The organism is Actinomadura rubteroloni, from assembly GCF_002911665.1.
GTDB lineage: Bacteria > Actinomycetota > Actinomycetes > Streptosporangiales > Streptosporangiaceae > Spirillospora > Spirillospora rubteroloni.
In genome coordinates this window covers 327,779-349,253 of sequence record NZ_MTBP01000001.1, presented here as the reverse complement: position 1 = coordinate 349,253, position 21,475 = coordinate 327,779, and the positions used below count along the sequence as shown (strand labels likewise).

At 73.5% G+C, this 21,475-nt stretch carries 17 protein-coding genes; 8 read left to right on the top strand and 9 right to left on the bottom strand.

Features of this window, described 5'->3' with window-relative positions; all coding sequences use genetic code 11:
- The first annotated feature begins 132 nt into the window (after window positions 1-132).
- The gene (locus BTM25_RS01590) at window positions 133-474 is read left to right on the top strand and encodes an STAS domain-containing protein (RefSeq protein ID WP_103560979.1); all 342 of its coding nucleotides are present in this window, start codon (window positions 133-135) and stop codon (window positions 472-474) included.
- A gap of 169 nt (window positions 475-643) precedes the next feature.
- Here BTM25_RS01590 and BTM25_RS01585 read toward each other — a convergent pair whose 3' ends face one another.
- Together BTM25_RS01585 and BTM25_RS01580 are read right to left on the bottom strand one after the other, a co-directional pair.
- Window positions 644-973: a hypothetical protein gene (locus BTM25_RS01585; protein WP_407923362.1), complete on the bottom strand. Its 330-nt coding sequence runs from the start codon at window positions 971-973 to the stop codon at window positions 644-646.
- 101 nt (window positions 974-1,074) lie between these two features.
- Window positions 1,075-2,472: a pentapeptide repeat-containing protein gene (locus tag BTM25_RS01580; RefSeq protein ID WP_146058921.1), complete on the bottom strand. Its 1,398-nt coding sequence runs from the start codon at window positions 2,470-2,472 to the stop codon at window positions 1,075-1,077.
- A 209-nt stretch (window positions 2,473-2,681) separates the two neighbouring features.
- Between BTM25_RS01580 and BTM25_RS01575 the strand changes: the two genes are divergently transcribed.
- Window positions 2,682-4,769: an RNA degradosome polyphosphate kinase gene (locus tag BTM25_RS01575; protein ID WP_103560977.1), complete on the top strand. Its 2,088-nt coding sequence runs from the start codon at window positions 2,682-2,684 to the stop codon at window positions 4,767-4,769.
- Window positions 4,762-5,616: an NUDIX hydrolase gene (locus BTM25_RS01570; protein WP_103560976.1), complete on the top strand. Its 855-nt coding sequence runs from the start codon at window positions 4,762-4,764 to the stop codon at window positions 5,614-5,616. Before BTM25_RS01575 ends, BTM25_RS01570 begins: the two co-directional genes overlap by 8 nt.
- Window positions 5,617-5,759: 143 nt before the next feature.
- Here the strand turns inward: BTM25_RS01570 and BTM25_RS01565 are convergent, their stop codons facing one another.
- Window positions 5,760-7,232 carry a CYTH and CHAD domain-containing protein gene (locus tag BTM25_RS01565; protein ID WP_103560975.1) on the bottom strand — a complete coding sequence of 491 codons (1,473 nt, stop codon included), beginning with the start codon at window positions 7,230-7,232 and terminating at the stop codon, window positions 5,760-5,762.
- Window positions 7,233-7,352: 120 nt separating this feature from the next.
- Here BTM25_RS01565 and BTM25_RS01560 point away from each other — a divergent pair, with 120 nt between their 5' ends.
- Window positions 7,353-9,041 (top strand): SDR family oxidoreductase, encoded by a 1,689-nt coding sequence (locus BTM25_RS01560; RefSeq protein WP_103560974.1) that lies wholly within the window; start codon window positions 7,353-7,355, stop codon window positions 9,039-9,041.
- Here BTM25_RS01560 and BTM25_RS01555 read toward each other — a convergent pair.
- The 6 genes from BTM25_RS01555 to purS all read right to left on the bottom strand — a co-directional run bounded on the left by BTM25_RS01555 (window position 9,034) and on the right by purS (window position 15,998).
- Window positions 9,034-9,474 carry a VOC family protein gene (locus tag BTM25_RS01555; protein ID WP_103560973.1) on the bottom strand — a complete coding sequence of 147 codons (441 nt, stop codon included), beginning with the start codon at window positions 9,472-9,474 and terminating at the stop codon, window positions 9,034-9,036. The two genes, BTM25_RS01560 and BTM25_RS01555, sit on opposite strands and share 8 nt — an antisense overlap.
- Window positions 9,475-9,505: 31 nt before the next feature.
- Window positions 9,506-10,957 carry an MFS transporter gene (locus tag BTM25_RS01550; RefSeq protein ID WP_235828007.1) on the bottom strand — a complete coding sequence of 484 codons (1,452 nt, stop codon included), beginning with the start codon at window positions 10,955-10,957 and terminating at the stop codon, window positions 9,506-9,508.
- A 176-nt stretch (window positions 10,958-11,133) separates the two neighbouring features.
- Entirely contained in the window at window positions 11,134-13,335 is a 2,202-nt protein-coding gene (gene purL / locus BTM25_RS01545; protein WP_103562675.1) for a phosphoribosylformylglycinamidine synthase subunit PurL, read from the bottom strand.
- A 1,036-nt stretch (window positions 13,336-14,371) separates the two neighbouring features.
- Window positions 14,372-15,052, bottom strand: a complete 681-nt coding sequence (gene purQ, locus BTM25_RS01540) for a phosphoribosylformylglycinamidine synthase subunit PurQ (protein WP_103560971.1) — start codon at window positions 15,050-15,052, stop codon at window positions 14,372-14,374.
- A 136-nt stretch (window positions 15,053-15,188) separates the two neighbouring features.
- The gene (locus BTM25_RS01535; protein WP_103560970.1) at window positions 15,189-15,635 is read right to left on the bottom strand and encodes an ATP-binding protein; all 447 of its coding nucleotides are present in this window, start codon (window positions 15,633-15,635) and stop codon (window positions 15,189-15,191) included.
- Window positions 15,636-15,755: 120 nt separating this feature from the next.
- A complete protein-coding gene (purS, locus tag BTM25_RS01530; RefSeq protein ID WP_103560969.1) occupies window positions 15,756-15,998 on the bottom strand; it encodes a phosphoribosylformylglycinamidine synthase subunit PurS in 243 nt (80 codons plus the stop codon).
- Window positions 15,999-16,125: 127 nt separating this feature from the next.
- On the opposite strand from purS, the gene BTM25_RS01525 reads away from it, so the two are divergent.
- From BTM25_RS01525 to BTM25_RS01510, 4 genes are all read left to right on the top strand, one after another.
- Window positions 16,126-17,742, top strand: a complete 1,617-nt coding sequence (locus BTM25_RS01525; RefSeq protein WP_103560968.1) for a hypothetical protein — start codon at window positions 16,126-16,128, stop codon at window positions 17,740-17,742.
- Window positions 17,743-17,911: 169 nt separating this feature from the next.
- Window positions 17,912-19,042 carry a pyruvate dehydrogenase (acetyl-transferring) E1 component subunit alpha gene (pdhA, locus tag BTM25_RS01520; RefSeq protein ID WP_103560967.1) on the top strand — a complete coding sequence of 377 codons (1,131 nt, stop codon included), beginning with the start codon at window positions 17,912-17,914 and terminating at the stop codon, window positions 19,040-19,042.
- On the top strand, window positions 19,042-20,025 hold the full coding sequence (locus BTM25_RS01515) for an alpha-ketoacid dehydrogenase subunit beta (RefSeq protein ID WP_205647935.1): 984 nt from the start codon (window positions 19,042-19,044) through the stop codon (window positions 20,023-20,025). Before pdhA ends, BTM25_RS01515 begins: the two co-directional genes overlap by 1 nt.
- Complete coding sequence (locus tag BTM25_RS01510; protein ID WP_407923361.1) at window positions 20,022-21,383, top strand: dihydrolipoamide acetyltransferase family protein; 1,362 nt, start codon at window positions 20,022-20,024, stop codon at window positions 21,381-21,383. The genes BTM25_RS01515 and BTM25_RS01510 overlap by 4 nt, the downstream gene beginning before the upstream one ends.
- The last annotated feature ends 92 nt before the right edge of the window (window positions 21,384-21,475 follow it).

The window sequence follows — 21,475 nt, the reverse complement described above, 5'->3', positions numbered from 1 at the left end:
TTCCCTCCTTCGTCCCGCCCACGGACGGTGAGCGTCTCGGTCTGCTTGTCATCAGGCAAATGTTAGGCCAGCGGGTCGGTTACGAGCAGTGACTCAGGGAACTGGATCTGCGAGCAAAAGGAGTGATCCCGCATGGCGCTGAGTGTGCCGCCCGCACGGCGCGAGTCCGTCGACATCGCCGAATCGTGGCAGGTTTGCCGCATTCGGGGCGACCTTGACTGTACTCGGGCGGATCTGCTGCGCGCGTACGTGGACGCCGCGCTGGAGCCGCCGGTGCCGGGCGGGCCGCCGCGGATCGCGCTGCACTTGGCGGACGTGCCGTTCTGCGATTCCTACGGATTGTCGGCGCTGGTCTACGCGGCGAAACGATTGCGCGCCGAGGGCGGCGCACTGCGGGTGACGAGCGCGTCGCGGCAGGTGCGCTCGCTGATCCGGCGCTGCGGACTGGACTGCCTGCTTCCGCTGCCCGACTAGCCGGGCCGGGAAAAGGGCGTCGCGGCGCGTGGAATGGACGGCGGACGGTCGCCGAGCCGTTTCGGCGACGATCTTGCCGGGGACCGCACGGGCCTTTACCCGGAGGGCGGGGGCACGCGGGCGCCGACGGCCCCGGTGGGAACGCCGGAGAAGGGAAAGCGGGCGCGGGTCAGGCGCTTTTCAATGGCCGCCGGACGGCCCGCCGCGTGGCGCGCCGCTGGGCCACCGCGGCGCGTGCCGCGTTGAGGCTCTCGCGGACCTGGGCCGCGCCGCGAGCCGCCGTGGCGCCGTCGATCTTGCGCCCCGCGTAGGCGGCGAGGACCTCGGCCACGGGCGGCGGCGTGTACTCGTCGCGGCGGGGTTCGACGGCCGCGGCGGGGACGGCGGCGGGAAGGCTGGGAGGGATTCCCTCGGCGATACGGGTCGCCGGGGTGAGAACGAGCGCGAGATGGGCGTGGCACTGCGGGCACTCGGCCGCGGAATGCGTTTCTCCGTTCACACCCCCCATGATTACCCGGGGGTCTGACATTTCATCCGCGCCGACCGTTTCCGGCGGGCGGGGGAGACGAAGGCGGCCGGTTCGTGATGCGCGGAATGGCGTCAGCGGCGGGCGGGGGACGGGACGGCCCGCGACGGCGCCGGATGCGTCCGCGCCGGGGTGCCGTGCCGGGCCGCGCCGGTGAGGGCCAGCGCGGCGAACATCGCGAGCCACAGCACGGCGCGTCCGGTCCGGTGGCCGTATCCGCAGGTCAGCCAGAGGGCGGCGAGCCCGGCCCGGTGCCAGCCGCCGGACGCGCCGCGCCGCCGCGCCTGGAGCGCGCGGTAGCGCAGGTCGCGGGACGTCCGGCCGGACGTGGCGGCGGCGAGCCGGGCGTAGAGGTCGGCGAGCGCCGGGTCGGGCCGGGGGCCGGGGTCGTCGGCGAGGACGGCCGAGGCCCGCCAGGGCGCCAGCCGGGGCCGCAGGACAGGAAAGTTGCACCGCCCGGTGAGGCTCAGCTCACCGGAGACGCCGAGCAGGCCGCACCGCGACAGGTCCACGTCGGCGAGCGCGATGCGGGGCGCCCGCGTGTCGCGCAGGGACAGCAGCCGGACGGGCGCGGCGGGCGGCTCGTCCAGGCCCGCGAACGGCCGGGCCGCCTCGCGGACGTCCAGCGTCCCGGCGAAGGACGTTCCGGTGAGGTCCAGCGCGGCCGAGCGGACGCGGAACTCGCCGCGTCCGCGCACGCAGGCGCCCCGGGCCGAGAGCAGCGGGACGGCGGCGGTCACGTGCAGGCCCTCGTGCGCGGTCAGGCCGTCCAGTTGGAGCGCTCCCATGACCGACAGCGGCCCGAGCCGCGCGCCCCGGCGGAAGCGGGCGCGGTCGAACCGGGCGTTGCGGCCGACGCGCATCCGGCGGAACGACGCCGGGCCGGTGATCCGGGCGCCGCGCAGCGCGAGGTCGCGGTCGAAGCGGGCGCGGTCGAACTCGGCGGCGCCGGTGAACGCGGCGTGGTCCAAGCCCGCGTCGGCGTACCAGCGGGTCTCGCCGAACAGCGCGTCGCCGCCGAACACGGCCTCCTCGAACGACGCGTGGCGGTGGAAGCGCGCGGTGTGGAACGTCACGTTGCCGCTGAACCGGGCGCCGTGGAACGAGACGTGGCCGAGGAAACGGGCGCCGTAGAAGGACGCGGGGCCGGTGAAGGCCGTCCCGTCGAAGGACGCGTCGCCCTCGAAGCAGGCGTCGGCGAAGGACGTCCCGGCGGGCAGGACGGCGCGGTCGAGGCGGGCGCGGCCGAGATGGGGGCGTCCGTCCGGGCCGCGCAGGGCCGCGAGCAGGGCCTCCAGCGCGGGCGCGGGGACGGTGACGCCGCGCAGGTCGAGGTCGGAGCCGGGCCGGAGCGCGGCGCGGAACCGGTCGAAGCGGTCGGCCCGCAGGTGCGCGACGCAGGTGCCGGACGGGGCGGCGGACCGCCCCGCGCAGCCGGCGACCCGGCAGCGGGGCCAGTCGAGAGTGCTCACCGAGGCGTTCACTCTGACCGTTTTACCAAGGGGATGGCCGTCCTGGGATCTTTCTTTACCGTCAGGTCGCTGATGCCTCCTTCTTGACCGTCGTTCAGTGTGCCGAACCCCGAGTGGCCGCCGCCGAACCTGGGCATGATCGTCATATCCGGCTTCAAGCCGAAACTTCCGTTCGACTGCTGTTCACCTCGGGCAGGGACAATTGCGTCATGACCGTAAACCCCGGACATCTCCCCCGTGACATGGACGTTCTGCCGGACGATCGGTTCCTGGACCGGGAGGAGAGCTGGCTCCGCTTCAACCAGCGCGTGCTGGAGCTGGCCGAGGACACCGGCCTGCCCCTGCTCGAACGCGTCCGCTTCCTGTCGATCTTCGCCAGCAACCTGGACGAGTTCTTCATGGTCCGCGTCGCCGGGCTGGCGCGGCGGATGGCGACCGGCCTCGCCGTCCAGTCCGCCAGCGGGCGCCAGCCGCGCGAGGTGCTGGAGAGCACCGCCGCGCTCGCCCACCAGCTCATGCTGCGGCACGCGGCGGCCTTCGCCGACGACATCTGCCCGGCGCTGGCCCGCGAGGGCATCGACATCCTGCGCTGGGACGACCTGTCGGAGACCGAGCAGGAGCGGCTGCGGCGGTTCTTCCGGGACCGGATCTACCCCGTCCTGACCCCGCTCGTCGTGGACTCGGCGCACCCCTTCCCGTACATCTCGGGGCTGTCGCTGAACCTCGCGGTGATCGTCCGGGACCCCGAGACGGACGCGACGATGTTCGCCCGCGTCAAGGTGCCCCCGGTGCTGCCGCGCTTCGTGGAGGCGTCCGCCGATCGGTACACGCCGCTCGAAGACGTCATCGCCGCGCACCTGGACCAGTTGTTCACCGGCATGGAGGTGGTGGAGCACCACGCGTTCCGCGTGACCCGCAACCAGGACCTGGAGATCGACGACGACATCAGCGAGGGCCTGCTCCAGGCGCTGGAGCGGGAGCTGCTGCGCCGCCGCTTCGGCCCGGTGGTGCGCCTTGAGGTGGAACGGTCGATAGCGCCGGCCGTCCTGGAACTGCTGACGACCGAACTCGGCATCACCGAACAGCAGATCTACCGCGTTCCGGGGCCGCTGGACCTGGCCGGGCTGAGCGCCATCGCCGACCTGGACCGGCCGGAGCTGAAGTACCCGCCGTTCGTGCCGTCCAAAGACTCACTGCCCGAGGACGCGAGCATCTTCGCCGCGATCCGCGAGCGCGACGTGCTGATCCACCACCCCTACGACTCGTTCGCGACGACCGTCCAGCGGCTCATCGAGGACGCCGCCGCCGACCCGCGCGTCCTCGCGATCAAGCAGACGCTGTACCGGACGAGCGGCGACTCGCCCATCGTGGACGCGCTGATCGAGGCCGCCGAGGCGGGCAAGCAGGTCGTCGTCGTGGTCGAGCTGAAGGCCCGGTTCGACGAGCGCGCCAACATCGCGTGGGCGCGCAAGCTGGAGAAGGCGGGCTGCCACGTCGTCTACGGGTTCGTCGGGCTGAAGACGCACTGCAAGCTGGCCCTGGTCGTCCGGCAGGACGCCGACGGGACGCTGCGCCGCTACTGCCACATCGGCACCGGCAACTACCACCCGAAGACCGCGCGGCTGTACGAGGACCTCGGGCTGCTGACGGCCGCGCCCGAGGTCGGCGAGGACGTCAGCGCGCTGTTCAACCACCTCACCGGCTACTCGCGGCAGAAGAACTACAACCGGCTGCTGGTGGCGCCGCAGAGCGTCCGGTCCGGGCTCGTCCAGCGGGTGGACCGCGAGATCGAGCACCACCGGGCGGGGCGTCCGGCGCGCGTGCAGATCAAGTGCAACTCGCTGGTGGACGAGGTCCTGATCGACGCGCTGTACCGGGCGTCGCGGGCCGGCGTGCCGGTGGACGTGTGGGTGCGCGGGATCTGCGCGCTGCGTCCGGGCCTGCCGGAGCTGTCGGACACGATCCGCGTCCGCAGCGTCCTCGGACGGTTCCTGGAGCATTCGCGGATCTTCACGTTCGCCAACGACGGCGATCCCGAAGTGTGGATCGGCAGCGCGGACCTTATGCACCGCAACCTGGACCGCAGGGTCGAAGCCCTGGTCCGGGTCGCCGAGCCCGCGCAGCGGACCGCGCTGCTGGACTTCATGAACATGGCGATGGACGACGGCACGTCCGCGTGGTGGCTCGACGCCGAGGGCACCTGGACGCGCCGCACCCCGCCGCCGGGCGAGAAGCTGCTGGACGTCCAGACGCACCTGATCCGCAGCCGCCGCTGGAAGAACGTCGCCGATGGATGAGATCCGCGCCGCGGGCGTGGTCCTGTGGCGCGACGGCCCGGACGGGGCGGAGATCGCCGTGGTCCACCGGCCGCGCTACGACGACTGGTCGTTCCCCAAGGGCAAGGTGGAACCCGGGGAGCACGTCGTCACGACGGCGGTCCGGGAGACGATCGAGGAGACGGGCGTCGTGCCCGTCCTCGGCCGGCGGCTGCCCACCCAGCGCTACACGGTGTCCGGACGTCCCAAGCGGGTGGACTACTGGGCGGCGGAGGCGGACGGTTCTTCGTTCGTCCCCAACGACGAGGTGGACGCCCTGGACTGGCTCCCGCCCGGAGAGGCCGCGCGCCGGCTCAGCTACCCGGTCGACGCCGACCTGCTGGGAGCGTTCCTGGACGGCCCGCGCCGCACCCGGCCGCTGCTGATCGTCCGGCACGGCTCGGCGGGGGACAAGCGGACGTTCCCCGGCCCCGACGACCTGCGCCCGCTGGACGACCTCGGCCGCGACGAGGCGGTCGCGCTGGCCGGGCCGCTCGCCGCGTTCGGCCCGTCCCGGCTGATCAGCTCGGCGACGGCCCGCTGCGTCGAGACGCTGCTGCCGCTCGCCCGCGCCACCGGCATGCCCGTCGTCACGGCGGCGGCGGTCACGGTCGGCGCCGACGTCGACGCCGGGACGGCCTTCCTCCTCGCCCTCGCCGAACCCGCCGCCGTCTGCACGCACGGCGAGTCGCTGACGAAGATGGTGGACGGCCTCTGCCGCGCCCTCGGCGCCGACGTCCCCGACGACACGTCCCTGCCCAAGGGCGGGTTCTGGGCCGTCCACCTGACACCCGACGGCGTCGCCGGATTGGAACGTCACAGTATTTAATTGTCCCGCCGAGCGGCGTCCTCGCCTGGCGGCTCGTCCTTGTCGGCACGACCTGCGACCGCGCATCGCTCCGCGATCTTCGGGCCGGGCTCGCCTTCGGCGTCGCCCGGCCCTCAGGTCACGCGGTCGCGTGAGGGCGGAGGTCAGGCGAGGCGGGGGCGTTTCTTCCACTTCTTCGTGAAGCGGCGCCGCGCCTCGGCGGCGCGGGCGTCCTCGCGGGCGTAGAGGACGCCGAGGCGGAAGGCGTCCTCCAGGTCGCGGGGCGCGGCGGCGCGCAGCCGGTTCCGGGCCGTCACGGCGTCCTGGTGCTCGCCGAGGACGGTCTGGAGCCGCTTCGCGCCCTTGGCCGCCTTGCGCGCCGGCTTCCCGCCCGCGTCGCGCGCGGCCTCGGCGGTGTAGCGGGCGAGCTTGGCGGCCTTGCGCAGCTCGTGCAGCGCGACGTCCCGCGCGGTGTCGGTCCGGGCGGTGCGCAGCGCGCCGTGCCGCCGCTCCAGCCGCCGCCACGCGCGGGCGACGGCCCGGCGCAGCTCGGGCCGGGCGGGACGGCGGGCGGCGCGGGTCAGCGGCGGGGCCAGGTGCAGCGCGTCCAGGGCGTCCAGCAGGGCGAAGTAGCGCGGCGTGCCGAGCGCGGCGCCGAGCCGGGCGCGGGCGGCGGCCTCCTCGGTGGCGAGCCCGGACGCGACCAGCTCGGGCGCGAAGTCGGCCCCGGCGTCGAAGTGGGCGCGCAGGACGTCCAGGTCCCGGACGTCGCCGAGCGCGCCCGCCAGCCACTTCAGCTCGGCGCGCAGCGGATCGACGCGAGTGCGATCGGTCAGCCGCCGGTACGTTTTCAGGACGCTCCGGATCCGCCGCGTCGCGACCCGCATCTGGTGGACGTCCTCCTCGTCGCCGAGCCGGGCGCCGGGGTCGCGGCGCAGCAGCTCGTCCACGAGCCGCGCCAGGTAGGCGAGCAGGACGTCCCCGGCGGTCGTCGGCGGGCGCTCGCGGGCCTTGCGCCGCGCGACCTCGGCGGGCGACGGCGCGATCCGGCCGATGAGCACGCGGGCGAGCTTGGACGGCGACTCCGCGTCCCGCGCCCCGGCCGCCCGGAGCCGTTCCCCGGCGGCCTCCAGCAGCGCGCCGTCGCCCGCCCCGGCCAGCTCGACCTCGATTTCGCGCCAGGCGACGGTGTCGTCGGTGTCGGCGCGGCCGGTGACGGCGTCGTCGGCGACCTCGGCCAGCTCGGCGCCCGTGGCGTCCAGCAGCAGCCGGGCGGTGCGCTCGGTGTCGATGGCGGCGACGGGGACGAGCGGCAGCCCGCGCGTCCGGGCGAGGACGAGCCCGGCCAGCTCCGGCGGCGCGGTGTCGCCGAGGCCCGGCGGGGCGTGGTGCTCGTGCCGCGCGGACGGCCCGGCGGGCAGCTTCAGGTGCCAGCCCGCGTCATGGCCGCCGGTCCGGCGGCGCAGCGTGATGCCGCCCGCCGCGAGCCGCAGGTCGGGGGTGTCGTAGTAGACGGCGCGCAGCGATTCCCGGACGGGCTCGGACACGGCCGCGACGCCGTCCAGGCCGGACAGGTCGGGCAGGGCGAAGTCCGGACCCGCCTCGTGCTTGGACTCGATCTCCAGATGTTCGGGCACTGTTCCTCCTGGGGGGTCGGAACTTCCGCAGGATGGTTCCCGGACAAAACGCCCCAAAACGCTTGTAACGCCCAGCACAAAGGGTTGACCGGGGACGCGGCCCGGGACCTTAATGACTCCATGTCCAATGAAGTGCGCTCCCGGACCGTCCGCGGCGACGGCGTCGACCTCGCCGTCTTCGAGCGGGGCGCGGGCCCCGCCGTCCTGCTGGTCCACGGCTACCCCGACACGCACCAGGTCTGGGACGCCGTCGCGGAGCGCCTCGCCGACCGGTACCGCGTCATCAGCTACGACGTGCGCGGCGCGGGCGCGTCCGAGCGGCCCCGGGGCACCGCCGCGTACCGGTTCGAGCACCTCATGGCGGACATGCGGGCCGTCCTGGACGCGACCAGCCCCGGCGAGCCCGTCCACCTGGTCGGGCACGACTGGGGCTCGATCCAGTGCTGGGAGGCCGCCTGCACGATGCCGGAGCGGTTCGCGTCCTACACGTCGATCTCCGGGCCGTCGCTGGACCACGTCGGGCACTGGACGCGCCGCTTCCACCCGCGCGCGTCGGTCCGCCAGACGGTGCACTCCTGGTACATCGGGTTCTTCCAGTCGCCGCTGCTGCCCGAGCTGGCGTGGCGCAGCGGCGTCGCCGGACGGCTGATCACGCGGCTGGAGCACGGCGACCCCGACTTCGCGGCCACGCTGCCGCGCGACGGCGCCGCCGGGGTCCGCCTCTACCGCGCGAACATCGCGTCCCGGCTGCTGCGGCCCCGCGACCGCCGGACGGACCTGCCGGTGCAGATCGTGATCCCCACCGGCGACCATTACGTCACCCCCGCGCTCGCCGAGGCGGCGCGGCCGTTCGTCCCCAACCTGTGGATCCGGCGGGTGAAGGGACGGCACTGGATCCCGTCCGCCCGTCCCGACCTCATCGCGCGGCTCGTCGGCGAGCACGTCGAGCAGGTGCGCGGCGCCGAGCCGTCGCGGGGCCTGCGCCGGGCGCGCGTCGAGAGCAAGCCCGAGTTCACCGGTCAGCTCGTCGTCGTGACCGGCGCGGGCAGCGGCATCGGCCGCGCCACCGCGCTGGCCTTCGCCGAGCGCGGCGCGGAGGTCGTCGCCGCCGACCGCGACACCGAGTCCGCCGAGCGCACCGCGCAGCTCGCGTCCCTGCTCGGCCCGCCCGCCCGCGCCTACACCGTGGACGTGTCGGACGTCGCCGCGATGGAGAAGTTCGCCGCCGAGATCGACGTCCCGGACGTCCTGGTGAACAACGCGGGCATCGGCATGTCCGGCTCCTTCCTCGACCACACCCCGGAGGACTGGGAGCGCATCCTCGGCGTCAACCTCGGCGGCGTGATCCACGGCGCGCGGCTGTTCGGCCGCCGGATGGCCGAGCGCGGCGAGGGCGGCCACATCGTCAACCTCGCGTCGATGGCCGGGTACACGCCGTCGCGAGAACTGCCCGCCTACAGCACGAGCAAGGCGGCCGTGCTGATGCTGTCCGAATGCCTGCGCGCCGAACTAGCCGACGCGGGCATCGGCGTCTCGGCGATCTGCCCCGGCATCGTCAACACCGCGATCACCCGGACCACGGCGTTCGTCGGCCTCACCCCGGACGCCCAGGACCGGCGCCGCCGCCGGATCACCCGCGCCTACGGCCGCCGCGCCTACCCGCCGGAGCGGGTCGCGGCGCAGATCGTCCGGGCCGTCCGGGACGACCGCGCCGTCGTGCCGGTGACCTCGGAGGCCCGCCTGGCCCACCTGGCGTCCCGCGTCTCCCCGTCCCTCATGCGCCTCGCCGCCCGCGTCCGGCTCAGTTGAGCTCCTCGGCGAGCCCGACCACGATGCCCTCGGGGCCGCGGACGTAGCAGAGCAGGAACGTGTCCTCGTACCGGACGATGTCGCCGACGAGGTCCGCGCCGAGCGCCTTGACGCGGGAGACCGTGGCCTCGATGTCGTCCACGGCGAACATCACGCGGCGGATCCCCAGGGTGTTCGTCGGCGCGTCCACCGGCTCGTGCCGGACGGCCGCCGGCGTGTGGAACTTCGCCAGCTCGATCCCGCCCTGCGCGCCCGGGATCCGCAGCATCGCGATCTCCTGCCGGACGCCCTCCAGCGCGATCACCCGCTCCACCCAGGGCTCGTCCAGCGGCCACCGGCCGTGCAGCTCCATCCCGAGCTCGACGAAGAAGGCGATCACCGCGTCGAGGTCGTCGACCACGATGAGGACGTTGTCCATCCGCTGAATCGTCATGGGCGCGAGCGTAGCGGCGGGCACCGACGGTTCAGTCCTCGGCCGTCAGCGGCCTGGCGATGTCCTCCAGGCCCCGCCGCTCGGCCTTCACGCCGAACACCACCTCGACCAGCCCGGCCGCGATCATCAGCAGCGCGCCGGTCACGAACGCCATCGACGTGGTCCCGATCCCGCCCGCGATGAGCTTGGAGAAGACGAGCGGGCCGGTGATGCCGCCGACCGCCGTGCCGATCGCGTAGAAGAACGCGATGGCGAGCGCGCGGGTCTCCATCGGGAAGACCTCGCTGACCGTCAGGTACGCCGAGCTGGCCCCCGCGGAGGCGAAGAACAGCACGCCGCACCAGCACGCCGTCAGCGTCAGCGCCGACAGGATCCCGGCGTCGAACGCCCACGCGGTGAGCAGCAGCAGCACGCCGGACAGGATGTACGTCCCGCTGATCATCGGCTTGCGGCCGACGCTGTCGAACAGCGGCGACAGCAGCAGCGGCCCGAGGAAGTTGCCCGCCGCGATGACCGCGTAGAAGTAGCCGGTCGCCGCGTCCACGTGGAAGAACTTCGTGAGGATGTCGGCGTACCCGAACGTGATCGCGTTGTAGAGGAACGCCTGCCCGATGAACAGGGCGAACCCGAGGATCGCGCGCTTGGGGTAGTGCGCCCACAGCGTCCGCGCGATGAGCCCGAACCCGAGGCTCCTGCGCTGCTGGATCGTGATCTCCTGCGACGGCTGGACGAGCCGCTTGCCGGACTCGTGCTCGACCTCCTGCTCGACGTCCCCGACGAGTTGTTCCGCCGCGTCCGTCCGGCCGTGGATGATCAGCCAGCGTGGACTCTCCGGGACGTGCCGCCGCACCACCAGGATGATCAGCCCGAGCACCACGCCGAGCGCGAACGCCAGCCGCCAGCCGACGTTCACCGGAAGCTCGCTGAGCAGCGGGACGGTCAGCAGCGCCCCCGCCGCCGCGCCCAGCCAGAAGCTGCCGTTGATCACGATGTCGATCCGGCCGCGGTGCCGGCTCGGGATCAGCTCGTCGATCGCGGAGTTGATCGCCGCGTACTCGCCGCCGATGCCGAAGCCGGTGATGAACCGGCACATGAAGAACCACCAGGGCGTCCACGACAGCGCGGTCAGCGCGGTGCCGAGCAGGTACACCACCAGCGTGATCATGAAGAGCTTCTTGCGGCCGAAGCGGTCGGTCATCCAGCCGAAGAACAGCGCTCCGAGGCAGGCGCCCGCGACGTACACGGCCGCGCCGAGGCCCGTCACGGCGCTCGCGCTGATGTTGACGCCGCTGCCCGGTTTGGCGAGCTGCGGCGCGAGGTTGCCGACGATCGTGACTTCGAGACCGTCCAGGATCCAGACGGTGCCGAGGCCGATGACGATCATCCAGTGCCAGCGCGACCAGGGCAGCCGGTCCAGCCGGGCGGGGATCTTTGTCCGGACTGTGCCGGTCTGCACGCCGTGCGTGCCTGCGGTACTCGTCACGCAAAAGGTAGTAACCGGTGGAGAAGCGAACAACCTTTGTGATCATCAAAGGTTCCGTCGTCTCCCGGCCGACCTGCGGCGCGGCGCCGGATCTTTGCCCCCCGCAAACCCCTCCATGACAGACGAAAACGTCGTCCCGGGGTCCGCGACGGGCCCCGGGACGACGTCGGTCGTGCTCAGCTCGTGTAGCTCGGGAGCATCCGCTCGTGGGTCTCGCGCAGCTCCGACAGCGGGATCGCGAACAGTTCGCCCGTCTCGCCCTCGGCGGTGCGGCCCGTGACGCGTAGCTCGTCGCCGCCGATGACGCCGAGCTGGGTCACCGGTACGCCGAACTGCTCGCAGAGTGCCGCCACGCGCGCCTCGCCGCCCGGCCGGATCGCCACGACGGCACGCGCCACCGACTCGCTGAACAGCGTCACGAAGGCGTCCCCCGGCAGGGTGATCGACGCGCCGAGCCCGCCGCGCAGGCACGACTCGACCAGCGCCTGCGACAGGCCGCCGTCCGACAGGTCGTGCGCGGCCGTCAGCAGCCCGTCCCGCGCCGCCGCGACCAGCACCGACGCCAGGGCACGCTCCGCCGCCAGGTCGACCTTCGGCGGCAGCCCGCCCAGGTGCCCGTAGACGACGTGCGCCCATTCGGACCCGCCGAACTCCTCGCGGGTCTCGCCGAGCAGCGCCAGCGTCGCCCCGTCGGACGTGAACGACATGTTCACGCGGCGCCGGACGTCGTCGTGGACGCCCAGCACCCCGATGACCGGCGTCGGGTTGATCGGCGCGGTGCCGGTCTGGTTGTAGAAGCTGACGTTGCCGCCGGTCACGGGCGTCCCGAGGTACTGGCACGCGTCCGCGAGCCCCTCGGCGGCCTGCGCGAACTGCCACATGACGCCCGGGTCCTCCGGGGAGCCGAAGTTCAGGCAGTTCGTCACCGCGAGCGGACGCGCGCCCGTCGCCGCCACGTTCCGGTACGCCTCCGACAGCGCGAGCTGCGCGCCCGAGTACGGGTCGAGGCGCGCGTAGCGTCCGTTGCCGTCCAGCGACAGCGCCACGCCGAGGCCCGTCTCCGGGTCGATCCGGACGATCCCGGCGTTCTCCGGCATCGCCTGGACGGTGTTGCCGAGGACGTACCGGTCGTACTGCGAGGTGACCCACGTCTTGCTCGCGAGGTTCGGCGACCCGGCCAGCCACAGCACCGTGCGGCGCAGCTCGTCCCCGTTGGACGGCCGCGTGAGCTGCCCCGGCGTGTTGCTCTGCAGCGCGCCGAGGTCGGCGGGCGGCGCCGCCGGACGCTCGTACACCGGCCCCTCGTCGGCGGCCGTGCCCGGCGGGATGTCGACGATCGTCTCGCCGCGCCAGGTCATCACGAGCCGTCCGGTGTCGGTGACCTCGCCGATCACGGTCGCCGGGATCTCCCAGCGGGCGCAGATCTCCAGGAACCGCTCGACCTTGGCGGGCTCGACCACCGCCATCATGCGCTCCTGCGACTCGCTCATGAGGATCTCCTCGGGGAGCAGCGTCGCGTCGCGCAGCGGGACGGTGTCGAGGTCGACGGTCATGCCGCCCGTCCCGGCGGCGGCCAGCTCGGTCGTCGCGCAGGACACCCCGGCCGCGCCGAGGTCCTGGACGCCGACGACGAGGTCCTCGGCGAACAGCTCCAGGCAGCACTCGATGAGCACCTTCTCCAGGAACGGGTCGCCGACCTGGACGCTCGGCCGCTTGGCCTGCGAGGCGTCGTCGAACGTCGCCGAGGCCAGCACGGACGCGCCGCCGATGCCGTCCGGCCCGGTGCCCGCGCCGAACAGGATCACCTTGTTGCCGGGGCCGGGGGCCGCCGCGCGCTGGATCTCGTCGTGCCGCAGGACGCCCACGCACAGCGCGTTGACCAGCGGGTTCTGCGCGTAGCAGGCGTCGAAGACCGTCTCGCCGCCGATGTTGGGCAGGCCGAGCGAGTTGCCGTACCCGCCGACGCCCGCGACGACGCCGGGCAGCACCCGCTGCGTGTCGGGCGCGTCGGCCGGGCCGAAGCGCAGCGAGTCCATGACGGCGACCGGCCGCGCGCCCATCGCCATGATGTCGCGGACGATCCCGCCCACGCCCGTCGCGGCGCCCTGGTACGGCTCCACGTAGGACGGGTGGTTGTGCGACTCGACCTTGAACGTGACCGCCCAGCCCTGGCCGACGTCCACGACCCCGGCGTTCTCGCCCATCCCGACGAGCAGCGCGTCGTTCTGCGGCGCCTTGTCGGCGAACTGCCGCAGGTGGACCTTGGACGACTTGTACGAGCAGTGCTCGCTCCACATCACCGAGTAGATCGCCAGCTCGGCGGACGTGGGGCGGCGGCCGAGGATCTCGCGGACGCGCTGGTACTCGTCGTCCTTCATCCCCAGCTCGGCGTACGGCTGCGGCCGGTCGGGGGTGCGTCGCGCGGCGTCCACGGTGTCGGTGACGACCTCCGGCACGGCCGGCACGGCCTCGACGACGGGCTGCTCGCCCGTGCCGGCGGGCGGCTCCGCGCCGTCCTCGGCGACGGCCGGCTGCGGCCCGGTGTTCCCCGGCTCGACGACGGGCTGCGGCCCCGTCCCGCCGGAGACGGCGGGCTGCGGCCCGGTCTCGCCGGAGACGGCGGGCTGCGGGCCGGTGCCGTCCGGAACGACCGGCTGCGGCCCTGTGCCGCCCGTGACGGCCGGCTGCGGGCCGGTGCCCGTGACGGTCGGCTGGGGGCCTGTACCGCCCGGAACGGCGGGCTGCGGTCCTGTGTTGCCGGTGACGGCGGGCTGCGGCCCTGTGCCACCCGGAACGGCGGGCTGCGGGCCTGTGTCGCCGGTGACCGCGGGCTGCGGGCCTGTGCCCGTGACGGCGGGCTGGGGGCCGGTGTTCTCGGCGGGGACGGCGGGCTGCGGACCCGTCCCGGGGCCGGCGTCCTCGGACGCGACGGCGGGGAAGCCGCCCGTCCCGGTGGACGCGGGCACGATCGGCTGCGGGCCGGTGCCGGTCACGGCGGGCTGCTCGCCGCTCTCGGTCACGCCCACGACGAGTCCGGGCAGCGCGCCCTCCTCGGCCAGCGCGCGCACGAAGTCGGCGTCCGCGTCGGCGGGCGCGAGGCCCGGCGCGGGCGGCGGCGTCAGGGGCGCCTCCGGGGCGGGTTCACCGGGGGCCTCGGGCACGGCGCCGGACGGCACCGGCGGGGACGAGGCGCGGCGCAGCGCGGCGTCGCCCTCCTCCACGATGGCCTCGAACGCCTCGGTGACCGCCGGGTCGACCGGAGCCAGCTCCGGGTCGCCCTCGTCGGACTTCAGGTCCTCCAGCCACTCCAGGCTGGGCTCGTCGCGCCGGCGCCGGGACTTGCGGTCCGGGCCGGAGACGTCGGGACGCTGCTCGCTCATCTGTTCTCCCTCCTGCGCGCCCGGCTCCCCGGGGTCATGCCTCCACCAGCCGCTTGACGATCGAGGTGAAGAAGCCGAGCCCGTCGGTGGACGGCCCGGTCAGCGACTCGACGGCGTGCTCGGGGTGCGGCATCAGCCCGACGACGTTGCCCGCCTCGTTGCGGACTCCCGCGATGTCGTTGAGCGAGCCGTTCGGGTTCAGGTCGAGGTAGCGGGCGACCACGCGGCCCTCGCCCTCCAGTTCGGCGAGCGTGTCGGGGTCGGCGACGTAGCGGCCGTCCCGGTTCTTGATCGGGACGACGATCTCCTGCCCGGCGGTGTAGTCGCGCGTCCAGGCGGTGTCGGCGTCGTCCACCCGCAGCCGCTGGTCGCGGCAGACGAAGTGCAGGCCCGCGTTCGGGAGCAGCGCGCCGGGCAGCAGGTGCGCCTCGCAGAGCACCTGGAAGCCGTTGCAGATGCCGAGGACGGGCAGCCCGCCCCGCGCGGCGTCGATGAGCCGCTCCATCAGCGGCGCGAACCGGGCGATGGCCCCGGCCCGCAGGTAGTCCCCGTAGGAGAACCCGCCGGGCAGGACGACCGCATCCACGTTCTGCAGGTCGTCGTCGGCGTGCCACAGCGTGACCGGCTCGGCGCCGGCCAGCCGCACGGCGCGCGCGGCGTCGCGGTCGTCGAGGGAACCTGGGAAGGTGATGACCCCCACCCGGGCAGCGTCCATCTTCGTTCCTTAGGTAGCGATCTTCGTCCGCCGGTCACGGCGAACCGACCCCGCTGGATGAGGGCGGCCGGAGAGGGGCGGCACTGCCCGCCGTCGCCGCTGCGCGTCGCGAGTCTCCTGGCGCGCGCTCCCCAATCTACCCGGCGCTGTGCGTGAGACGGCGGTCAAGTCGCCGGATGACGGCCCCGTCCCGCCAGGTCAGGCGCTTCCGCAGGTGGACGATGGTGCCCCGGTCGGTCGCCGGGTCGATCGTCACCTCGTCCACCAGCGCGCGCATGATCCTAATCCCGCGGCCCGACTCGGCCAAGTCGCCCCGGTCGGACGTGAGAGATGCCTCACTCGCGCCGCGGCCCCAGTCCATGATGCGCAGGTGGCAGGAGTCGCCGTCGACGAGCCCGGCGACCTCGTAGTCGCCGCGGCCGTGCTGGACGGCGTTGGTGCACGCCTCGGAGAGGGCGATCAGAAGGTCGCCGACGCAGTCCTCACCGGCGCCGAGGCCGCGCAGGACGTCCCCGACGACTCGGCGGACCAACGGGATCGTCGGCGCCTCGCCGGGCACGGCCAGCGAGAAGTTCATGTCCATCGCGCCCCCTGGTCCGCACGCCGTGGATCGGACTACGTACCGGTAAAGGGCTTCCCCAGCATGATCTGTCGTAATCGTTACGCTGTGGGGTCTTTGCGGGGCGCGGGGGTGACGCCCGCCTTACAGCACCCGCACCTCGTAGCTCTCGACCACCGGGTTCGCCAGCAGCGTGTCGGCGATCTTCCGGACCTGGTCGAGGGCCGCGTCATCGGCCGGGCCGTCCAGCTCGACCTCGAACCGCTTGCCCTGCCGCACCGCGCTCACGCCGGAGAAGCCGAGCTGCGGGAGCTTGCGGGCGATGGCCTGCCCCTGCGGGTCGAGGATCTCCGGCTTCAGCATGACGTCCACGACGACGCGCGCCACGACGGCCCCCTCACTGATCTGCGCGTTCCCGTGCGGACTCCGCGCGATTCCCAACGTCCGGACTGACGACAGGCAGCGTACGGCACGATGGCAGGTCACAGCCCACCGTCCCCCCGGGAGAGCCGCGATGAACCCCGACGAGCTGACGCCGCCCGAGCGCCGCCTGTGGGAGGCGTACCGCCGGGGCTCGTCGGTGGACCTGTCGGGCGGGACGGGCCGCACCGACACGGCGGGGTCGGCGCTGTGGGGCCCCGAGCGGATGATCCGCGCCGAGGTGCTGGCGGCGCTGCTGGCGGGCGCTGTGGAGCCCCAGCCGGGGCAGGTCGCGGGCGTCCGGCTCGCGGGCGCGCGGATCACCGGGACGCTGAACCTCAAGCACGCGCGCGTGGACGTCCCGCTGGACCTGACCGGCTGCGTCCTGGACGAGGCCCCGCACCTGTACTGGGCGACGATGAACAGCGTCCACATGCTGGGGTGCACGCTGCCGGGGCTGGTCGCGTCCGGCGCGCGGATCGACGGGCACCTGTGGCTGGAGGACAGCCGGATCGGCGGCGGCGTCTGGCTGGACGGCGCCCACATCAGCGGAATCCTGAACATGTCGGGCGTCCGGGTGGCCAATCCGGGCGGGGACGCGCTGCTCGGCGACCGGCTCGTCGTGGACGCCAACGTCTACTGCGACAAGGGCTTCACCGCCGAAGGCGAGGTGCGGCTGCCCGGCGCGCGGATCGGCGGCCAGCTCATCCTGCGCCGCGCCACGCTGAACAACGCCGGCGGCGCCGCGCTGTACGCGAGCCGCCTGGAGGTCGGCGCGAACATGTTCTGCGACGCGGGCTTCACCGCGCGCGGCGAGGTCCGGATGCGCGGCGTGCGGGTCGGCGGCTACCTGTCGTTCGTCGGCGCGAACCTGGCCGCACCCGGCCGGACGGCCCTGAACGCCGACGACCTCGCGGTCGAGACCGACGTCTACTGCTCCGACGGCTTCACCGCCGAGGGCGCGGTCTCGTTCGCGGGAGCGCGCGTTCAGGGCCAGCTCGACCTGCGCGGCGCCCGGCTCGCGCACGAGGGCGGGACGGCGCTCAGCCTCCAGCGCATCCAGGCCGAGGAGGTCGTGCTGCGTCCGGCCGAGCCGGTGCGCGGCGTCGTGGACCTCGCCTACGCGCGGATCAACCTGCTGCGCGACGACCCCGCGTCCTGGCCCGACCGGCTCCAGCTCGACGGCTTCCAGTACGAGACGCTGGAGCCGCCCCTGTCGGCCCGCGAGCGCCTGAACTGGCTGCGCCGCGACACCGACGGCTACCAGCCGCAGCCCTACGAGCGCCTGGCCCAGACGTACCGGACACTCGGCCTGGACGAGGAGGGACGCTCCGTCCTGCTCGCCAAGGCCCGCGACCGGCGCGCGACGCAGAGCCTGCCGCGCAAGGCCGTCGGCTGGATGCAGGACGTCCTGGTCGGCTACGGCTTCCGTCCGTTCCGGGCGCTGAGCTGGCTCGTGGGGCTGCTCGCGGTGGGGACGGTCGTTTTCTCGCTGCACCGTCCGGGCGTCCTGGACGACGGCCACAAGCCCCACTTCAACGCCTTCTTCTACACGCTGGACCTCCTGCTGCCGATCGGCAGCCTCGGGCAGGAGGCCGAGTTCGCGCCGACCGGGGTCTACCAGTGGATCGCGAACCTCATCACGGCGGGCGGCCTGCTGCTCGGCCTGACGGTCGCGGCGGGCGTGACGCGGGCGCTGTCCCGGGAGTGACGGGCGGCGGGACGCGGGTAGGAACTGGTCATCGGGGGTTGCGCCCCGGGGAGTGATGTCTGTCACGATGTCATACGTGGCTTTCGTCCCCCACCCGGGATGGAGCCTCCGAGGCCGGTCCCGGCTGCGGCGATCCCGCGTCCGGGGCCCCGAACCAGGAGGGTCATCAATGACGATCGACTCCATGCGCGGCCGGCCCCCCGAGGGCGGGCCCGCCGAGCCCGGGCTCGTCCAGCTCCTCACCCCCGAGGGCGAGCGCGTCGAGCACCCGGACTACCCGCTGGACCTGTCCGCCGAGGACGTGCGCGGTCTCTACCGGGATCTCGTGCTCGTCCGGGCGATCGACCGGGAGGCCGTGTCCCTCACCCGGCAGGGCGAGCTCGGGCTGTGGGCGTCGCTGCTCGGCCAGGAGGCCGCGCAGATCGGCTCCGGCCGCGCGCTCACCGCCCACGACATGGTCTTCCCGACCTACCGCGAGCACGGCGTCGCCTACTGCCGGGGCGTCGAGCCACTGAAGCTGCTCGGAATGTTCCGGGGCGTCAACCACGCCGGCTGGGACCCCGCCGCGCACGGCTTCCACACCTACACCATCGTCATCGGCAGCCAGACGCTCCACGCGACCGGCTACGCGATGGGCATCCAGCGCGACGGAGTGCTCGGCACGCCGAACGCGGGCGCCGCCATCGCGTACTTCGGCGACGGCGCCACGTCCCAGGGCGACGTGAACGAGGCGTTCGTGTTCGCGTCGGTGTTCAACGCGCCGATCGTGTTCTTCTGCCAGAACAACCAGTGGGCCATCTCCGAGCCGCTGGAGCGCCAGAGCCGCATCCCGCTGTACCGGCGGGCGCAGGGCTTCGGGTTCCCGGGCATCCGGGTGGACGGCAACGACGTGTTCGCCTGCCTCGCCGTCACCCGCCGCGCGCTGGAGAACGCCCGGACGGGCCAGGGCCCGACGCTGGTCGAGGCGTTCACCTACCGGATGGGCGCCCACACCACCACCGACGACCCCACGCGCTACCGGCTCCGGTCCGACGAGGAGGCGTGGAAGCTCAAGGACCCGATCGAGCGCGTCCGTGCCTACCTGCGCCGCTCCGGCCTCGTCGACGACGCGTTCCTCGCGTCCGTCGACGCCGAGGGCAAGGACATCGCCGCCGACCTGCGCACGCGCTGCCGGGCGCTGCCCGACCCGCGTCCCGAGGCGATCTTCGAGAACGTCTACGCGGCCCCGCACGCGTTGATGACCGAGGAGCAGGAGGCGTTCGCGGCCTACCTCGCGACGTTCGAGGAAGAGGTGGCCTGATGACGACCCTGACGCTCGGCCGCGCGCTCAACGAGGGCATGCGGCGCGCGATGGAGGACGACCCGAAGGTCCTCGTCATGGGGGAGGACGTCGGCCGGCTCGGCGGCGTCTTCCGCGTCACCGACGGGCTCCAGAAGGACTTCGGGGAGGAGCGGGTGATCGACACGCCGCTCGCCGAGTCCGGGATCGTCGGGACGGCCATCGGGCTCGCGCTGCGCGGCTACCGTCCCGTCTGCGAGATCCAGTTCGACGGGTTCGTGTTCCCCGCCGCCGACCAGATCATCACGCAGCTCGCCAAGATGCACCTGCGGTCGCTCGGCGCGGTGAAGCTGCCGGTCGTCGTGCGGATCCCGTGCGGGGGCGGCATCGGCGCGGTCGAGCACCACTCGGAGTCGCCCGAGGCGTACTTCGCGCACACGGCCGGGCTGCGGGTCGTGGCGTGCTCCAACGCGGCCGACGCCTACACGATGATCCGCCGCGCCATCGCCTCGCCGGACCCGGTGATCTTCTTCGAGCCCAAGCGGCGGTACTGGGACAAGGCGGACGTCTCGACCGAGGTCGCCCTGTCCGACCTGCCGGACCTGCACGCGGCCCAGGTCGTCCAGCCCGGCGACGACGTGACGGTGCTCGCCTACGGGCCGTCGGTGAAGACCTGCCTGGAGGCCGCCGCCGCTGCCGCGACCGAGGGCCGGTCCCTGGAGGTCATCGACCTGCGGTCCCTCAACCCGCTCGACATGGACACCGTGGAGGCGTCCGTCGCCCGGACGGGACGCTGCGTCGTCGTCCACGAGGCGCCCGTGTTCGCCGGGTTCGGCGCCGAACTGGCCGCGCGGATCACCGAGCGGTGCTTCTACCGGCTGGAGGCGCCGGTGCTGCGGGTCGGCGGGTTCTCGACGCCCTACCCGCCGTCCCGGCTGGAGGACCACTACCTGCCCGACCTCGACCGCGTCCTGGACGCCGTCGACCGGACCTTCGCGTGGTGAGCGGCGTGCACCTGTTCAAACTGCCCGACGTCGGCGAGGGGCTGACCGAGGCGGAGATCGTCAAGTGGCACGTGGCGGTCGGCGACACCGTCGAGGTCAACCAGACGATCGTGGAGATCGAGACGGCCAAGGCGATCGTGGAACTGCCGTGCCCGTTCGACGGGGTGGTGAGCGAACTGTTCGCCGCCGAGGGTGCGACGGTCGACGTCGGCGAGCCGATCATCGCCGTGGCCGACCCCGGCTCCGCCGACGTGCCCGCCGCCGGGGCGCCCGCGCCGGAAGCGGCCGCCCCCGCGCCGGACGCGCCGGGACCGGAGGTCGCGGAGCCGTCGACCCCTGAACCCGAGCCGCTGCCCGCGCAGCCGGCGGACCTCAAGGAGGACCTGGTCCCCCAGCCGCCGCCGGAGGAGCCGAAGCGCCAGCCGGTGCTGGTGGGCTACGGGGTGAAGCCGGGCGCGACGAAGCGGCGTCCGCGCAAGGCCGGGCACGCTCGTCCACAGCCTGTGGACGGACGCGCCGCGACGCGGGCCAAGCCGCCCGTCCGCAAGATGGCGCGCGACCTCGGCGTGGACCTGACGACCCTGACCGGCAGCGGCCCCGACGGCACGATCACCCGCGACGACGTCCGCGCGGCCTTGGAAGCCCCCGCCGCGCCCGCGGCGCGGGAGGGGGAGCGGATCCCGGTGAAGGGCGTCCGCAAGGCGATGGCGTCCGCGATGGTGGAGTCGGCGTTCACGGCGCCGCACGTCACCGAGTTCCTCCAGGTGGACGTCACGCCGACGATGGAGGCGGTGGCCCGGCTGCGGACCTCGCCGGACTTCGCCGACGCCAAGGTCTCCCCGCTGCTGTTCGTGGCGAAGGCGCTGATCGCGGCGGCGCGGCGCCACCCAAGGGCCAACGCGACGTGGGACGGCGACGCGATCGTCGTCCACCCGTCCGTGAACCTGGGGATAGCGGCGGCGACCGAGCGCGGCCTGCTCGTCCCGAACGTCAAGGACGCCCAGACGCTGTCCCTGCCGGACCTGGCACGCGCCCTGACGGCGCTCGCCGAGACGGCCCGGGCGGGCAAGTCCACCCCGGCGTCCCTCACCGGAGGGACGATCACGATCACCAACATCGGGGTCTTCGGCATCGACGCCGGAACCCCGATCCTCACGCCGGGCGAGGCGGCGATCCTGGCGTTCGGCCGGATCCGCGACATGCCGTGGGTCCATGAGGGCGCGCTGGCGATCCGCAAGGTCACCACACTCGCGTTGTCCTTCGACCACAGAATCCTGGACGGCGAGGAAGGCTCGAAACTCCTCCGCGACGTCGGCGACATGCTCGAAGACCCGCTCACCCTGCTGGCCCGCTCCTGACGCGGACGTCCGGCGGGTGGCCGCACCACCCGCCGGACGGCGGCGCGGCGCCGGCGAAAAGCGCTTTCCGGCGAGGCCCGGTGAGTGCGAGG

Excerpts from the sequence above, each read along its gene's own strand:
- BTM25_RS01590 (WP_103560979.1), top strand. The coding sequence starts at position 133 with ATGGCGCTGAGTGTGCCGCCCGCACGGCGCGAGTCCGTCGACATCGCC.
- BTM25_RS01575 (WP_103560977.1), top strand. The coding sequence starts at position 2,682 with ATGACCGTAAACCCCGGACATCTCCCCCGTGACATGGACGTTCTGCCG.
- BTM25_RS01570 (WP_103560976.1), top strand. The coding sequence starts at position 4,762 with ATGGATGAGATCCGCGCCGCGGGCGTGGTCCTGTGGCGCGACGGCCCG.
- BTM25_RS01560 (WP_103560974.1), top strand. The coding sequence starts at position 7,353 with ATGTCCAATGAAGTGCGCTCCCGGACCGTCCGCGGCGACGGCGTCGAC.
- BTM25_RS01555 (WP_103560973.1), bottom strand. The coding sequence starts at position 9,474 with ATGACGATTCAGCGGATGGACAACGTCCTCATCGTGGTCGACGACCTC.
- purL (WP_103562675.1), bottom strand. The coding sequence starts at position 13,335 with ATGAAGGACGACGAGTACCAGCGCGTCCGCGAGATCCTCGGCCGCCGC.
- purQ (WP_103560971.1), bottom strand. The coding sequence starts at position 15,052 with ATGGACGCTGCCCGGGTGGGGGTCATCACCTTCCCAGGTTCCCTCGAC.
- BTM25_RS01535 (WP_103560970.1), bottom strand. The coding sequence starts at position 15,635 with ATGGACATGAACTTCTCGCTGGCCGTGCCCGGCGAGGCGCCGACGATC.
- BTM25_RS01525 (WP_103560968.1), top strand. The coding sequence starts at position 16,126 with ATGAACCCCGACGAGCTGACGCCGCCCGAGCGCCGCCTGTGGGAGGCG.
- pdhA (WP_103560967.1), top strand. The coding sequence starts at position 17,912 with ATGACGATCGACTCCATGCGCGGCCGGCCCCCCGAGGGCGGGCCCGCC.
- BTM25_RS01515 (WP_205647935.1), top strand. The coding sequence starts at position 19,042 with ATGACGACCCTGACGCTCGGCCGCGCGCTCAACGAGGGCATGCGGCGC.